We start from the raw sequence: 14,635 nt of genomic DNA, 5'->3' as shown, positions 1-14,635 counted from the left end.
TAAACAGTTGTGCGTAGAACGATGGGTTAGAATGTAGAAAAAACAGGCGATCGCTTATGATCTCGCTGGAATTGGTCTTTTATACTTGCACCGATAATTATATGCACTTAAAGTAGCTAAAATGATGTAAACGAGTGATGAATACTGTGGAACAAAAACAACTTAAAGAATTAACACCAGAAGAACAAGAACAAGCAAAGCAGCAAAGTATTGCATGGCAACGTGAGTGTTTTCAAAATGCACAAAAGCATTTAGCAGAGAAGGGCGTAATGCCAAAAACTTTGCTAGAAAAAGAAAGCCGCTTTATCGCTCCGTTATGTGCCCTATGGAAGTTTAAAGGCCAAGACGGTAAAAGTTATTGGGTTATCACCGGTCGCTTACCAACTGATCATGCGTTAGCATCAGTTGCCGAAAATGCGCGTGATGCGCTGCGATATTTTTCTCTGCAATGGCAGTTAAAAGCAGATCAAATTATGCAAACCGGTGGACACGATAAAACTAAAGTTGATTTTGCAAACCTACTAATTAATCGTGCGCATGGTATTTATGAAATGTACGAAAAAGAAGAGCTGTGGGCAAACGAAGTTAATTAACCTGAAAGCTTATTTATAATTTTAACTTAAAGATTTTAATATAAAGAACAGCTTTAAAAATTAAAAAAGCGAACGTGTTATGTGGAGTTACACATTAATATGTTCGCTTTTTTAATGCCCATTGCGTTAAATTGGTGGTTTTTAACTCGCTAGGATGGCCATTTTTAATAAATTTTTATCAATGCACCAGTGTAAATGGTTTCGTATTGAATTTATTAATGGGGCATTGCATACGAAGCCGTGGAATACCTGCTTCCATAAACACACAACCTTGTTGTTCAAAGCCATTACGTTTAAATCGTTCTACCTCATTTAAAATACAATTAATGCTGACGCAATCACAACCCTGCTGTTGTGCAAGCTCAACAATATAATTCAGCAATGAACGATAGACGGAGCGATTACGGTGCTCTGGCAGCACCGCAATACGGCTAATAAGGCCATCGCTACATAATCGGCCTGTTGCAACTGGGCCTTGGCTGTCATCTGTTACCAGTATATGATGAGCATATCTATCAAGATTATCAAACTCGATATGTTTGGGAATATGTAGTTCACATACAAATACCCGCTCTCTGATCTGTTGTAGTAACTCCTTGCCTATATCCCATTCTACCTTGTTGATATGATAGCCCATACAAACACACTCCTAGCAAAACCAAATCCCCTCATTAATTAGTGTAGTAAAGGTTTGTATAAAAACTAAACTATTTTTTGAACTATTTAGTTGCTCTGCTGTCACCATAGTATGGTCAGTGAGTAATTTAACCGCAGTTAAGTCACTAACAGGGAGTGGGTAGTTTTCACCATTTACGCTGAGAAGTATTTCATTTTCAAAAACTTGATACAATGCACGGGTGCCACCGAGGCGCTCAAAAATCACATCATCATCATTCAATAGCTCAGCTATTTGTTCACTATTAAATAAATCTTCTGGCGGCATTAAATCCATTTCATGCTTAGGTTGACTAAGTGTATTACCTAACCAAGATTTAAGTAATGCGTCGTCATTTAGGGCCGCTTGCATTAATAGTTTAATGTTTTCGACTTCGCAAGCTTGGATCTCACCTTTAGAATCGCGCAGTGTTATTGCAGGGTCTTGATAACGGCTATTTCCCGCTTCTTTATCAATAATGTGATCAGCAAAGTTTGATAATAGATCGCGTTGATTTGGTGCACGAAATCCGATCGAGTAGTTTAATGCGTTTTCTACAGCATAACCTTCATGTGGGCAGCCCGGCGGGATGTATAAAATATCGCCTGGTTCTAGGATGCAATCAATCACGGCTGGAAATTGTTCAACTTGTAATAAACTTTTATTTTGTGCAAATTGTTTTAGTTTATTATCTGGCATACCGACACGCCAATGACGCTTGCCTTCACCTTGAATAATAAATACGTCGTATTGATCTAAATGCGGACCGACTCCACCCCCAGGCGTTGAAAAGCTGATCATTAGGTCATCAATACGCCAATTAGGAATAAACCGAAATGGTTCCAGCAGCTGCGCAGCATTAGGATGCCAATGATCGACTGCTTGTACGAGTAGGGTAGAATGTTGCTCGGTTAGTAATTCAAAATCTTCAAATGGGCCATGATGCGCTTGCCAGTCATTATCATGATTAGTGATAATACGCGATTCAATGCTCTCTTCCATGGCAAGACCGGCAAGCTCATTAGCATCAAGCGGGTCGGCAAAGTCTGTAAACCCTTGCTTGATCAAGAGCGGTTTTTTTTGCCAATACTGTGTTAGAAAGTCTTGCTCGGATAAGTCGTTAATCGTTAATTGATACATGCTGCGCCCATTAAAATGAAAAAAGCGAAAGGCAAGAGCCTTTCGCTTTATAGTGTATATAAAATAAGTTGTCGCAGAAAGCTTAAACTAGGTTGTCGATAAACTCGACAGCACGACCAATATAGTTAGCCGGTGTTAGTTTTTTCATTTCTACTTTTGCTTCTTCCGGTAACTCTAAACCATCGATGAAGTCAGCCATGATCTCTTGATTTACACGTTTACCACGGGTTAAATCTTTTAGCTTTTCGTATGGTTTTTCGATGCCGTATTTACGCATTACCGTCTGAATTGGCTCTGCTAGCAGTTCCCAGTTCTGATCTAACTCGTCAAGTAAACGTTGCTCGTTTACTTCTAACTTGCTTACACCTTTTAGGGTTGATTGGTATGCAATTAGCGCATAACCCATACCAACACCTAAGTTACGCAGTACTGTTGAGTCAGTAAGGTCACGTTGCCAGCGAGATACCGGCAGCTTTTGCGCTAGATGAGCGAAAATAGCATTTGCTAGGCCTAAGTTACCTTCGGAGTTTTCAAAATCAATCGGGTTAACTTTATGTGGCATAGTTGATGAACCAATTTCACCCGCAATGGTTTTTTGTTTAAAGTGATTTAGCGCTATATAGCCCCATGCATCACGGTCAAAATCTAATAAGATAGTGTTAAAGCGAGCAATCGCATCAAATAACTCGGCAATGTAGTCATGCGGTTCAATTTGCGTTGTAAATGGGTTGAATGTTAACCCTAGGCTAGTTACAAATTGCTCAGCATGATTGTGCCAATCGTAATCAGGGTAGGCACTTAGGTGAGCATTGTAGTTACCTACAGCACCGTTGATTTTACCTAGCATTTCAACTTGTGCAATTTGGTCACGTTGACGCTTTAAACGCATATATACGTTGGCAAATTCTTTGCCCATAGTTGAAGGTGTTGCAGGTTGACCGTGAGTACGTGTCATCATTGGTACTGCTTTGTACTCAATGGCTTTTTCTTTAATTGCATTAAGTAGTTGATCACAGTAAGGAAGTAATACTTCGTTACGTGCTTCAGTGAGCATTAAACCGTGAGACAGGTTATTGATGTCTTCTGATGTACATGCAAAGTGAATAAATTCATTAATTGCATGTAACTCGGCGTTGTCAGCTACTTTTTCTTTTAATAAGTATTCAACGGCTTTAACATCGTGGTTTGTAGTACGCTCGATATCTTTTACACGTTGCGCATCGGCTTCGCTGAAGTTATCAACAATCGCGTTAAGTAAAGCATTGGCTTCGTCGCTAAATGCCGGTACTTCTTTGATCGCATCAGCTGCTGCAAGGGCTTGTAACCAACGAACTTCGACTGTTACACGGTATTTTATCAAGCCAAATTCGCTGAAAATACTGCGTAGTTCAGTGGTTTTGCTGCCGTAGCGACCATCCACCGGAGAGATAGCTGTTAACGCTGAAAGCTCCATAATAACTCCTAAATTTTAGTTTTGAACGATAATTAAATATGGTTTTTAGCAATGGCGATAATTCTTCTTTTCGCAAAGAAAAAGTGACGGCGTTTACCGCCCATTTGTCGCCATAATACTGCACTGCGAATACCTGCTAATAATAATGCACGTATTTTGTGTTGTACTAATTGCTGTTTTAGTAAGTCAGGCTTGCCATAAACCTGAATTCGGTGCCCTAGGGGGCTAAGCACCTTTGAATAAATATCGGCAAGAGCCGTAATAACAGTGTCATCAGTAATAGCAAAGTGATCAAGACGTCGCTTGATATCATCAATGCTTTTACCAAGCTCTGCTAAGCTACTTGCTTTTGCGCTCAGTGCACGCTCAAGTTGCATTAAACCGCCAACGTATTTGACGATTTCAACATCTTTCTTTTCACCTGCACTGAGTTGATCAAGTAAGATTTTATAACCATCTCTTAGATTCTCAGTGCCTTGATACACATCACTGGGTGAATCAGGGGAGGTTTGTACAATACTGGTTAATAGTTTTTCTAATTCGTAATCGTTGCTACTGCCGTACTGCGCTATTTTTTGAACTTGTTTAGCAACTTGGCACATGGCTGCTAATGCCATGACTTGGTGTTCATTCATTATTTGATCACCGAATCAATAATACCGCCACCTAAACATATTTCGTTGGCATAAAATACCGCAGATTGTCCTGGGGTTACTGCTTTTTGTGGTTCATCAAATAATACTCGGGCAAAACCATCATCGCCAACGAGCAGCGTACAGTTTAGGTCTTCTTGACGATAGCGAGTTTTTACTGTGCAGCGGGTGGTACCTTTTGGCCCAACACGATCAACCCAGTGTAATTGGTTGGCATTTAGTCCATTGCTGTAAAGACGCGGATGGTCTTTACCTTGACCAACAATCAATACGTTGCGTTCTAAGTCTTTATCTACTACATACCATGGTTCGCCAGAGCCTTCTTTCATGCCACCAATTAGCAAACCTTTACGTTGACCGAGAGTGTGATACATCAAGCCTTCGTGTTCACCAACGTTGTTACCGTCTGTGTCTTCAATAACACCCGGTTGTGCAGGTAAGAATTTTTGTAGGAAGTCTTTAAACTTACGCTCACCGATAAAGCAAATACCGGTACTGTCTTTTTTATCGTGGGTAATTAAGTCTTGTTCTTCAGCAATGCGGCGCACTTCAGGTTTGGCAATATCACCAACTGGGAACAGCGTTTGTGCAATATGTTCATGACTTAATGTGTATAAAAAGTAGCTTTGATCTTTGTTATCATCAAGACCACGACACATAACGTATTTATCATCGCGTAATTCACGGCGTACATAATGGCCCGTGGCTATAAAGTCAGCGCCAAGCGCCGTTGCTGCAAATTCTAAAAAAGCTTTGAATTTGATTTCTTTATTACACATGATGTCAGGATTTGGCGTACGGCCTGCTTTATATTCAGCAAGAAAGTACTCAAATACGTTATCCCAATATTCTGCGGCAAAATTAACTGTGTGTAGTTCAATCCCCAGCTTGTCACAGACTGCTTGCGCGTCTTTTAAATCGTCGGCAGCAGCGCAATATTCATCATTATCATCTTCTTCCCAGTTTTTCATAAACAGGCCTTCAACTTGATAGCCTTGTTGTTTTAATAAATAAGCTGATACAGAAGAATCAACACCGCCGGACATGCCAACGATGACTTTAATGTGACTATTTTCGCTCATGGATAATTTCGCTTATACAGGTTGCTGTCATTTAAACTACTAGCGCATACGCGTATTATAGAGCTAAAAGGAGACACTCTGACAAATTACGCAGGCTATGAAAGGCCGCGATTATAGCAGTATACCCAAACCACCTCAAGATGCAGAATTCAGCGTTTCACAGGTGCTTAATATCAAGGCGTTACTTTGCAACAATGGCAGTCCCTTTTAATAAGTAACAACGCTGAGAGTAAGTGCCTGTGAAACGCCCAACGGGTTGGTTTAAAAGCGATTTATACTGCGTTATTGATTTTAACAATAGAACCACTATTACTTGCAATCAATGCCTTTACTAAATCGCTTTTAATTCCAACTGAAACTCGCATCTTGAGGTGGTTTGGGTATATAGACAGCCAAGCCACCCAAGATATGAGTTTTGTAGGGAACAGTTTCGTAGCCAAATTGGCAGGGAAGGTGTGGTTTTTAAGTTGTATTAAAAACGATGAAGTTTTTTGTAATGACACTTGGCTGGTTAAGTTTCAAAAAACAGCGCTTGGATTTTGAAACTTAACTAGGGCGTTATGGCTAGGTAAAAATTATTCTACACCAATAAACCCACCGGTTTGGTGTGTCCACAACGCGGCATAAATACCATTTTGTGCCAGCAGTTCTTCATGGCTACCTTGCTCTACAATGCCGCCCTCATCAAGTACGATGAGCCGGTCCATTTGTGCAATAGTGGATAGTCGATGCGCGATGGCAATGACGGTTTTACCGGTCATTAAATCATCAAGACTAGCTTGAATAGCCGCTTCAACTTCAGAATCGAGCGCGCTGGTGGCTTCATCTAAAATTAATATCGGGGCGTTTTTCAGCAGCACCCGAGCAATGGCGATACGTTGGCGTTGACCTCCAGAGAGTTTTACGCCGCGCTCACCCACTTGGGCTGCAAAACCTTTGTTGCCTTTGCTATCTTCAAGGTCATCAATAAACTCTAGCGCTTTGGCTTGTTTAGCCGCTTTCATCATTTCTTCATCGCTGGCATCTGGGCGGCCATAAAGGATATTTTCTTTGACTGTCCGATGCAGTAAAGAAGTATCTTGGGTAACCATCGCAATGTACTTACGCAGGCTTTCTTGACTCACTTTTGAGATATCTTGGCCGTCGATGTTGATACTACCGCTATCAATATCGTAAAAACGTAGCAACAAATTAACGAGTGTTGACTTACCAGCGCCAGAGCGACCAACAAGACCTATTTTCTCTCCGGCCTTGATGTTGAGATTTAAGCCATTGATAACAGCGCCGCGATTCGTTTCGTTTGCGGCTTTACCGTAGTTAAAATGCACATTATTAAAGTCAATTGCACCTGTGGTTACACTTAATGTGCTGGCATCAGGCAGATCATCGACTTCAATAGGGTTTGATAACGTTTTCATACCATCAGCGACAGTGCCGATATTTTCAAACAAGCCACTAATTTCCCACATGATCCACTGTGCCATGCCATTTAAACGCAGTGCTAAGCTTACCGCAATTGCAATTGCGCCGGCACTAATGGCGCTCAGAGTCCATAAATACAAAGATAATGCCGCAACACTAAATACTAAAAAGTAGTTAAGCGTTTGAATGGCAAAATTTAAACTGGTAACTAAGCGCATTTGCTTATACACAGGTTGTAAAAAAACATCCATGCTGTCTTTTGCGTACTGCTCTTCACGTTGGGTATATGAGAACAATTTAATAGTCGAAATATTAGTGTAACTGTCAACTATTCGGCCGGTCATCTCAGAGCGAGCGTCTGCTTGCGAGCTAGCCACTTTTTTGAGCTTAGGTACATAGTACATTTGGATCAAAATATACAGAGCTAACCATACAAGCAAAGGAAGCATTAAGCGCCAATCGGCTTCGGCTACTAAAAACACCATAGCGCCAAAATAAACCACGATATACATTAATACATCAAGTAGTTTCATCACGGTTTCACGCACCGCGAGGGATGTTTGCATTACTTTGGTGGCGATGCGCCCTGCAAATTCATTTTGGTAAAAGCTCACACTTTGGCGAAGCAAATAGCGATGTGCTAACCAACGAATTGACATCGGGTAATTACCTAACAAGGCTTGGTGCAATATCGCAGAATGAAAAAACACCACGATAGGTAGGACAACAAGTAGCACTATCGCCATTTTTATGAGTTCAGATTTTTGCTCAACAAATAATGTTTCAGGGGTGTAGATACTTAGCCAATCAACAAGCTGGCCCATATAGCTAAACAGTGATACTTCTAAAATCGCGAGCAATGCTGCGCTTAGCGACATAAAAAATAGCGAGACTTCCATACCTTTAGTGTAGTGACGACAAAATGCAAATAGCGTCGCAGGAGGCTGGGTTGGCTTTTGTTCGGGAAACGGCTTGATCATCCGCTCAAATAATCGATACATTTTAATATCTTGAATAGCAAAAATGGCGTTAACTATATCACTGAAAAGCGACAAAAACAGGTTTGCATAATGATCTTTTTGCTTGTTTGTCGGTTATTACAAAACAACAGTGACTACCATTTTATTTTGCCAATCAGCATATCTTTAAACATCACCCAGTCTGCCCATAAGCTATAAAACGGGTATTTGAACGTAGCAGGGCGGTTTTTCTCAAAGAAGAAATGACCAACCCAGGCAAAACCATAACCAATAATGGGTAGCAACCACAACAGCATAAATTGTTGGCTATACAGCACATACAAAACGATAATAAGCACCAAAGAGCTACCAAAAAAATGTAACCGTTTGCAGGTAATATTTTTATGTTCTTGTAAGTAGTATGGGTAAAACTTTTTAAAGCTAGTAAATTCTGGTGTATTTTTCATATCACATATCTTGTTAATGCTATTGACTGGTTTTAAATATTTAGTTTTACATTTCTTTACAGATATTAGGCGCTTTGATCTCATACTACTAGACATACTTACGACAAATTTATACCGTTATGAGTCTAACAAATAATTAAAAGATCATAATCATGTTAAAAAAAGCCATTACTTGCGCGGTGTTAGTTGCGCTTTGGGGTTGTTCTGAATCGACATCAATATCAACAAACAATCAAAATAATGCAGCAGCACCGATAACTGCTAACCAATCTATCACTTACCCGGAAACAAAAAAAGGGACTGTGGTTGATCAGTACTTTGACGAGAAAGTGGCTGATCCATACCGTTGGTTAGAAGATGATATGAGCAGTGATACGGCTAAGTGGGTTAAAACACAAAATGAACTGACTTTTTCATATCTTGAAAATATCCCGTACCGGGATAAATTAAAAGTCAGCCTTGAAAAGCTAATGAATTACGAAAAAGTAACGGCTCCATTTACTGAAGGTGAATACACCTACTTTTATAAAAATGATGGCCTACAGAACCAATATGTACTTTATCGTAGTAAAGGCAAGGGCGAAGCAGAGGTTTTCCTCGATCCAAATAAGTTTAGCGAAGATGGTACAACTTCAATGTCTGGTCTGACTTTCTCTGAAGATGGTTCGCTAGCAGCTTATCAGATCTCTGAAGGTGGCAGTGATTGGCGAAAAGTCATTATTATTGATACGCAAAGTAAAGAGCAAATTGAAAGTGCATTAATCGATATAAAGTTCAGTGGTATTGCTTGGGTTGGCAACGATGGTTTTTATTACTCAAGCTACGATAAACCTAAAGGCAGTGAACTCTCGGCAAAAACTGATCAACACAAAGTGTATTACCATAAATTAGGAACTGCACAAACAACCGATGAACTTATATATGGTGGCTCTGAGGAACAAAAACATCGCTATATTGGTGCCTCGGTAACGCGTGATAATCGCTACTTATTGATTTCTGCTAGTGTTTCAACATCTGGTAATAAACTGTTTATTAGAGATTTAACCAAGCCAGACAGCAAACTTGTCACAGTGCTTGATAATACAGATTCAGACACTTACGTTTTAGATAACGACGGCAGTAAGTTATTTTTAGTAACAAACTTAAATGCGCCGAATAAGAAAGTAGTGACGGTAGACGCCGCAAACCCAACTGTTGAGTATTGGCAAGATTTGATCCCAGAAACAGATAATGTATTGAGTATGTCTAAAGGGGGGGATTTCTTTTTTGCAAAATACATGGTTGATGCCATTTCTAAAGTGCAACAATATGACAAAGCTGGCAAGTTAGTTCGTGAAATTAGTTTACCCGGTGTGGGTACCGCTCGTGGTTTCAGTGGTAAAAAAGAAAGTAGTACGCTTTATTATTCATTCGCTAATTACACAACGCCGGGCAATACCTATGCGTTTGATGTAAATACTGGTAACTCAGACGTTTACCGTAAATCTGGGGCGCAGTTTGATTCTGCGGCATATACTTCTGAACAAGTATTTTATAGTTCAAAAGATGGCACTAAAGTACCGATGATCATCTCCTATAGAAAAGATTTAAAACGTGATGGTACTAACCCAACTATTCTATATGGTTATGGCGGTTTTAATGCCAGCATGACGCCAAGCTTTAGTTCAACCATTGCTGCGTGGCTTGAGCAAGGGGGTGTCTACGCCGTGGCTAATATTCGTGGTGGCGGTGAATACGGTAAACAGTGGCATGATGCGGGTACACAACTTAAAAAGCAAAATGTATTTGATGATTTTATAGCTGCTGCTGAGTATTTAAACGCAGAGAAATACACATCAAGTGATTACCTAGCCGTTCGCGGTGGTTCAAATGGCGGTTTATTAGTTGGCGCGGTCATGACTCAGCGCCCTGAGTTATTTAAAGTCGCACTACCTGCAGTAGGCGTACTTGATATGTTACGGTATCACACTTTTACCGCCGGAGCTGGCTGGGCATATGACTATGGTACGAGTGAGCAAAGTAAAGAAATGTTTGATTACTTAAAAGGCTACTCGCCAGTTCATAATGTAAAAGCTGGGGTTAAATACCCAGCGACCTTGATCACCACAGGCGATCACGATGACCGTGTGGTGCCAGCTCACTCTTATAAGTTTGCAGCGGAGCTACAAGCCAAAGGTGCAGGGAACAATCCATACCTTATCCGTATTGAAACTAATGCGGGTCATGGTGCAGGTACACCAACCAGTAAAATTATTGATCAATATGCAGATATTTACGGTTTCACCCTTTATAACATGGGTATCAAATCACTGTAATTGAATAATATAAATAAAACACCGAAGCGATTGTTTCGGTGTTTTTAAGGTTGCGCAGTGGAACTTTGCAACGCAAGAGTATTAATTAGCTATTACTTGAAAAAAGGCGTTGGTGTGTTTTAAACGCATATTCGTCAGTCATACCACTTAAATAATCACAAATTACTCTGTGTGTATTACCATTTTGTTGTTGTGCTAGGCGAAACACATTTGCTGTGGTTTCAGGTAAAAGTCGTAATGGTTCGCAGGCAAATGCTTCAAATAATTCAATAATTAATTTTTGTCCTTTAAACTCAATTTGCTGCATATGTGAAGCACGAATGAGTCGTTGATAAATAAATGACTTTAACGTCTCAAGTAAATGCTGATAACTGTGCGGTAATTCAACGGTGTAATTTAAAATTGGATTTTCAAACTCAAGTTCTGTGTGCACAATGGATGATTGAGTAATAAATAAGTTTACTAATTCCCCAATCACATCTTTACGTTGTGCTTCGCTACCTAAAAATAGCCGCTCGGTTAAGTTACTGTCGCTAAGCCACTCACATTGCACAAGCTCAAGTGCGGGTAAGGCATGATTTTGCCACTCTTTTAGGGTGATTTGCTCTGTTGCAATTGCGTCTTCAAGGTCATGTACGGCATAAGCGATATCGTCGGCAAGTTCCATAATGGCCGCATCAAGGGATTTAAAACTGGTTTTAGATCTAAACTCATCGACGGCCTTAAAATCGCCTAAGCGTTGTTTATCAGCGTCAGATAAAGGCGCTACAATCCAGTCAAAGGTCGCTTTATCATCCTTGTATAAACCTTTTGCTGGGCGCCAGTCGTCAGCTTTTATAAATGCACGTTGCGGATCATGATGTGGGATGGTGTGCCACAAGTCATCAATAAAAGCCGGGTATTTTATAAAGCCAAGCAAAGTACGGCGCGTTAAGTTCATACCATGACCATCACTGTATGGTTCAAGTCTTGAAACAATGCGCAGTGTTTGTGCATTGCCTTCAAAACCACCATGTTCACGCATCATGTAGTTAAGGGCAATTTCACCGCCATGACCATAAGGAGGATGGCCTATATCATGGGCCAAACAAAGCGTCTCAAGCAAACTAGGGTCGGGAAAATGTGTGAAGTCAGGGTGTTGTTTCTCTAAATGACGAAGTAAACCACTGCCAATTTGCGATACCTCTAAAGAATGGGTTAATCGTGTACGATGAAAATCATTTAGGCCAATCCCCATTATCTGAGTTTTAGCTTGTAAACGTCTAAATGCAGCTGCATGGATTATCCGGGAGCGGTCTACTTGCCACGCTGAGCGATTGTCATTAGGGCGAAACTTGTTTTGATTTATTATGCGGCTTTGCCAGTCTAATTTCATTAATGGGTATCCGGTAACTTCTTTAGCGTTTTTATGCGCTTAATTGTAGCCGATTTTTATAGATTATAAATCCTTCAAATGGGTATATTCGCCTTTATTGGAGTGCTTAGGTATAATGAATGGTCAGATGCGTGTGGATATACCATGCATAAACATTAGTTTTTTTGAGAGAATACATGCTTAAGTATCTATTTCGTTTAATCGTTAGCCTATTTTTTATTTGGGCATTGAGTTACCCATTTATAGAAAGGACGAATTCAACTATTGAGGGCGAAACAGCCTTAATCAAGCCACCAGTCAAAAAGAAAGAAAAGCCATTACATAACGTTAAGCTTCCTGATTTTAACGGCTTTAGTGATGTAAAAGAAAAAAAACATGCTTTTTTTAACTTTATTCGGCCGCATGTTGAGGCTGAAAATAAAAAAATCCTGCAGCAACGGGCAACGCTGGAGATTGCATTGATGATGGTGCAATACGATGAGCCATTAAGTCGCACGCAAACTAAGCAAGTTAAAACGATTTTAAACAGCTATAAATTACCAGAAACGATTGATAGTTTGTCTTTGCGTCAGGCATTACGTCGAGTTGATATTATTCCTAAAGAGCTAGCGCTGATGCAAGCGGCAAACGAATCAGCATGGGGAACGTCTCGATTTGCTCGAATAGGATTAAACTTTTTTGGTCAGTGGTGTTATAGCAAAGGCTGCGGTATGGTGCCTAATCGTCGTAATACTGGTGCAGACCATGAAGTAGCGGCATTTAAATCTGTGCGAGCAGCCGTGACTTCTTATTTTAAAAATATTAATACCCATGCAGCTTATAAAGAGTTACGTAGTATCCGCGCCGATTTGCGTTTACAAGAAAAGCCAATTTCAGCGACTAAGCTAAGTTACGGATTAATCTCCTATTCCGAGCGTGGTGAAGCGTATATCGAAGAATTAAATCAAATGATCAACCAAAATAGAGCTTACTTTGATGAATAACCCAGTACGTAGTATCAGCCATATTATGGCATTAGCCGTTGTACTAATAGCAACGTTTACTGTGCAAGCAAAAGAGTTTGTGGTTTCCTATGATGGCTTTTATGATCGTTTAAAAGTCGTCAATAAAGGTGATTTTCAATTTGCTCAGGTCAATTTTTACATCACCGACATTGCCAGTAATGACGAATGTTTAATTAAAACCGGGCGCATTATTACTGAGCGAGAGGAATTTTCACTTAATTATACTGAGCATGCTCAGCTTTTACTTCCTTTTGATAAACAACTTGATACAAATAAAGCTGTGGTGGTTATCGAGCCTCAAAATGAAAACCATGATTGCCAGTTAAAACTGCAAATTGAGGCGCGTGAGTTCAATAATAGTAATTTAAATAAACACCAGTTGTATCAGCTTAATGATGAGTTTGATGAATTATTATCGGATCTGTCGGGATTTTTTGTTAGCAAACTGATGAGCTTTTTATTGCCTGAACAACAAGGTGTGGTGCTGACTTTTGCAGAGCCAGTGACGATTGCCGATCCTGCTTTTGATTGCCAAGGAGCAATTTGTCATGTCAGTGTTACTGAGCAGTGGGAAGACGATAAAACAGCATTTACTGTGCCGGTGCCATTACTAAAAGTAACGCCATGGATTGCTAAGTAGTAAAAAACAGTTGAGTAAGCGCTGTTAACAGCAGCGCTTGATTTATGTTATTACTAATCAAGAGTAATCAAGAGTAATTAAAAAATATCCTTCCATATTTACTAATCAATGCCTATGAATAACCTTGTTTTTAGCCAATTGAGTTACACGCAGCCCAAAGCACGTTAAAATACAGTCATTATAGATTTAAAATAATTCCTTAGATATGAATAAAACCCATGTGATTGAATGCCTGCGTTTTGCTTTAGAGGCGCAACTTAGTACCGCGCAGGCTGCTGCAAAGACAGCCCATGACACCGCCACTCATGAAGAAAATATTGCTGAAAATAAATACGATACATTAGGCCTAGAAGCTGCCTATTTAGCGCAAGGGCAAGCACAGCGTGTGAATGACTGCCATTTGAGTATTATCGAGTTTGAAAAGGCATTTAAAATCGCTGTATCAAGTAAAGTTGCCATTGGTTCGCTGGTCTGTATCTGCGATGAAGACGAAAATCTAAAATGGTATTTTTTAGGGCCACTTTCTGGTGGTTTAAGCATTAAAATAAAAGACACTACAGTGTATGTTCTCACACCACTGTCACCATTAGGTCAATTACTGATGGATAAGCAACAAGGTGATGAGTTTAGTTTTACAATAGCGAATAAATCCACGTTATTAGAAATTATTTCAATAAGTTAGTGATGCTGAAAGGAGCTTTAACCAGCTTTTTTTGATCTTACTGTGGTTGATTAAATTTACTTATCTTAACGCTAAAAATTACTCGTTGGAAAGGTAGCGAAAAACCCTTTATAAATCACCTGTAGATTAAGCTGTAGCTGAATCTAAAGCACCCATCCTGTTAAGTACACGTGTTGCACAACGATGACTTAGCAG

The 14,635-nt window shown here is 39.9% G+C and carries 13 protein-coding genes; 5 read left to right on the top strand and 8 right to left on the bottom strand.

Features of this window, described 5'->3' with window-relative positions:
* Window positions 1–137: 137 nt before the first annotated feature.
* Complete coding sequence (locus H5162_RS03330) at window positions 138–593, top strand: DUF4826 family protein (protein WP_220493027.1); 456 nt, start codon at window positions 138–140, stop codon at window positions 591–593.
* A 178-nt stretch (window positions 594–771) separates the two neighbouring features.
* Here H5162_RS03330 and H5162_RS03325 read toward each other — a convergent pair whose 3' ends face one another.
* The 7 genes from H5162_RS03325 to H5162_RS03295 form a co-directional block, all read right to left on the bottom strand.
* The gene (locus H5162_RS03325; protein WP_182759338.1) at window positions 772–1,230 is read right to left on the bottom strand and encodes a GNAT family N-acetyltransferase; all 459 of its coding nucleotides are present in this window, start codon (window positions 1,228–1,230) and stop codon (window positions 772–774) included.
* 12 nt (window positions 1,231–1,242) lie between these two features.
* Window positions 1,243–2,388, bottom strand: coding sequence for a cupin domain-containing protein (locus tag H5162_RS03320; RefSeq protein ID WP_182730630.1), 1,146 nt, complete (start codon window positions 2,386–2,388; stop codon window positions 1,243–1,245).
* Window positions 2,389–2,470: 82 nt separating this feature from the next.
* Entirely contained in the window at window positions 2,471–3,841 is a 1,371-nt protein-coding gene (gene purB / locus H5162_RS03315) for an adenylosuccinate lyase (RefSeq protein WP_145233128.1), read from the bottom strand.
* A gap of 32 nt (window positions 3,842–3,873) precedes the next feature.
* Entirely contained in the window at window positions 3,874–4,476 is a 603-nt protein-coding gene (gene hflD / locus H5162_RS03310) for a high frequency lysogenization protein HflD (protein ID WP_149982535.1), read from the bottom strand.
* Window positions 4,476–5,576 carry a tRNA 2-thiouridine(34) synthase MnmA gene (gene mnmA, locus H5162_RS03305; RefSeq protein WP_145233130.1) on the bottom strand — a complete coding sequence of 367 codons (1,101 nt, stop codon included), beginning with the start codon at window positions 5,574–5,576 and terminating at the stop codon, window positions 4,476–4,478. The genes hflD and mnmA overlap by 1 nt, the downstream gene beginning before the upstream one ends.
* Before the next feature lie 575 nt (window positions 5,577–6,151).
* Window positions 6,152–7,999, bottom strand: coding sequence for an ABC transporter ATP-binding protein (locus tag H5162_RS03300; protein WP_182734261.1), 1,848 nt, complete (start codon window positions 7,997–7,999; stop codon window positions 6,152–6,154).
* A gap of 113 nt (window positions 8,000–8,112) precedes the next feature.
* Complete coding sequence (locus tag H5162_RS03295; protein ID WP_145233132.1) at window positions 8,113–8,424, bottom strand: DUF962 domain-containing protein; 312 nt, start codon at window positions 8,422–8,424, stop codon at window positions 8,113–8,115.
* Between the two features lie 152 nt (window positions 8,425–8,576).
* Between H5162_RS03295 and H5162_RS03290 the strand changes: the two genes are divergently transcribed.
* Window positions 8,577–10,739, top strand: a complete 2,163-nt coding sequence (locus tag H5162_RS03290; RefSeq protein WP_182777637.1) for a prolyl oligopeptidase family protein — start codon at window positions 8,577–8,579, stop codon at window positions 10,737–10,739.
* Window positions 10,740–10,824: 85 nt separating this feature from the next.
* On the opposite strand, the gene H5162_RS03285 is transcribed toward H5162_RS03290, so the two are convergent.
* The gene (locus H5162_RS03285) at window positions 10,825–12,114 is read right to left on the bottom strand and encodes an anti-phage deoxyguanosine triphosphatase (protein WP_145233134.1); all 1,290 of its coding nucleotides are present in this window, start codon (window positions 12,112–12,114) and stop codon (window positions 10,825–10,827) included.
* A 176-nt stretch (window positions 12,115–12,290) separates the two neighbouring features.
* Here H5162_RS03285 and H5162_RS03280 point away from each other — a divergent pair, with 176 nt between their 5' ends.
* The 3 genes from H5162_RS03280 to H5162_RS03270 all read left to right on the top strand — a co-directional run bounded on the left by H5162_RS03280 (window position 12,291) and on the right by H5162_RS03270 (window position 14,440).
* Entirely contained in the window at window positions 12,291–13,097 is an 807-nt protein-coding gene (locus H5162_RS03280) for a glucosaminidase domain-containing protein (protein ID WP_182730627.1), read from the top strand.
* Window positions 13,090–13,758 (top strand): DUF2987 domain-containing protein, encoded by a 669-nt coding sequence (locus H5162_RS03275; RefSeq protein WP_145233136.1) that lies wholly within the window; start codon window positions 13,090–13,092, stop codon window positions 13,756–13,758. The genes H5162_RS03280 and H5162_RS03275 overlap by 8 nt, the downstream gene beginning before the upstream one ends.
* Window positions 13,759–13,963: 205 nt before the next feature.
* Window positions 13,964–14,440, top strand: coding sequence for a GreA/GreB family elongation factor (locus H5162_RS03270; protein ID WP_145233137.1), 477 nt, complete (start codon window positions 13,964–13,966; stop codon window positions 14,438–14,440).
* Window positions 14,441–14,635 lie beyond the last annotated feature (195 nt).

It is taken from the genome of Pseudoalteromonas sp. SR41-8 (assembly GCF_014163915.1).
Lineage (GTDB): Bacteria > Pseudomonadota > Gammaproteobacteria > Enterobacterales > Alteromonadaceae > Pseudoalteromonas > Pseudoalteromonas rhizosphaerae.
This window is presented reverse-complemented; position numbering and strand designations above follow the sequence as displayed.